This is a genomic window from Frankia sp. CcWB2 (assembly GCF_977927585.1).
The window spans coordinates 20773-22220 of record NZ_CDWRCM010000051.1 but is presented as its reverse complement, the minus strand read 5'-3'; the positions used below and the strand labels follow the sequence as shown (position 1 = coordinate 22220).

Here is a 1448-nt window from a genome sequence, read left to right as displayed (position 1 = left end):
GCGCGCGACGGGCTCGCGGCCCCCACCGGGCGGGCGGCGGCCCCCACCGGGCGGGCGGGAGCGGCCCGTCCCGCCGGGCCTACCGTCGTCGACCAGCCGCGCGGTGGATCGGATCGTTCCGGGGTCCGCTCGTGACCGGCGTATCGGCGGGTGGTGAGCCCGTCGCCGGTGTACCGGTGGATGGCCCGCCCTCGCCGCGGGCCCCGCTCGCGGCCACGCGCCGCCGCCCCGCACCGGTCCCGACGCTCGCCGAGCCCGTGCTCGTGCCGAGGCCGCACGCGGTGGTCGTGGCCGGGGCGCGACCGAACTTCATCAAGATCAAGCCGATTCTGGACGCCCTCGACGCGGAGGGTTTCCGGACCACGCTCGTGCACACCGGTCAGCACTATGACGAGGCGATGAGCGAGGTGTTCTTCGCCGATCTCGGGCTGCGTCCCCCTGACCATCACCTCGCGGCGGGATCGGGCTCCCACGCCGTGCAGACGGCCGCGGTCATGACGTCGTTCGAGCCGTTGCTCGACCGGCTCGTCCCGGAGATCGTCGTCGTGGTCGGCGATGTCAACTCAACTCTGGCCTGTGCGCTCGTCGCGGCGAAGGCGGGCGTGCCCGTCGCCCATGTGGAGGCGGGACTGCGCAGCGGTGACCGGTCCATGCCCGAGGAGATCAACCGCATTGTCACCGACCACGTGTGCGACCAGCTGTTCGCGACCTCACCGGACGCGGTGGAGCATCTGTACCGGGAGGGCCTGCCCCCCCGGGCGGTCCATCTCGTCGGCAACGTCATGGTGGACACCCTCCTGGCGTGCCGGGATGAGGCGCTGGGCCGGCCGACGCTGACCGAGCTCGGCCTGCACCCGGGCGGGTACGGCCTGGTGACCATGCACCGGCCCGCCAACGTCGACGATCCGGACGTGCTCGCCGGGCTGCTCGGGGCGCTCGGGGAGATCGCGGTGCGGTGCCCGCTGGTCTTCCCGGCGCATCCCCGTACGGCGGCGCGGCTGGCCGGGATGCTCCCCCCCGGGGTTCGGCTACTCGGGCCCGTGGGATATCTCGACTCCCTGGCGTTGCAGGCCGGGGCGCGTCTCGTGCTCACCGATTCCGGCGGCGTGCAGGAGGAGTCCACCGTGCTGGGAGTACCGTGCCTGACGCTCCGCGACTCGACGGAACGTCCATTGACTGTTACCGAGGGTACCAACCGGGTGGTGGGTCGGGACCGGCGGGTGGTGGTCACGGCCGCGTTCGACACCCTGGAGCGGCCGCCTGCGCCCCGGCGTCCGGCCCTGTGGGACGGCCACGCCGCCCGCCGCATCGCGCGAATTCTGGCCCGGGTGGTCGCACCCCCGCCGGAACCGGGCCGTCCGGGCGCACCGGATCCGGAGATCCGTCCGCCGGCTCGGGACACAGTGAGCCACCTACCTCTCTTTATGTAAACAATCTGACACACTATG

Annotated in this window: 1 protein-coding gene; it reads left to right on the top strand. The window is 72.8% G+C overall.

Annotated elements, in window-relative coordinates; all coding sequences use genetic code 11:
* The first annotated feature begins 257 nt into the window (after window positions 1–257).
* Entirely contained in the window at window positions 258–1430 is a 1173-nt protein-coding gene (gene wecB / locus ACY45C_RS07900; RefSeq protein WP_462186976.1) for a non-hydrolyzing UDP-N-acetylglucosamine 2-epimerase, read from the top strand.
* Window positions 1431–1448: the final 18 nt, after the last annotated feature.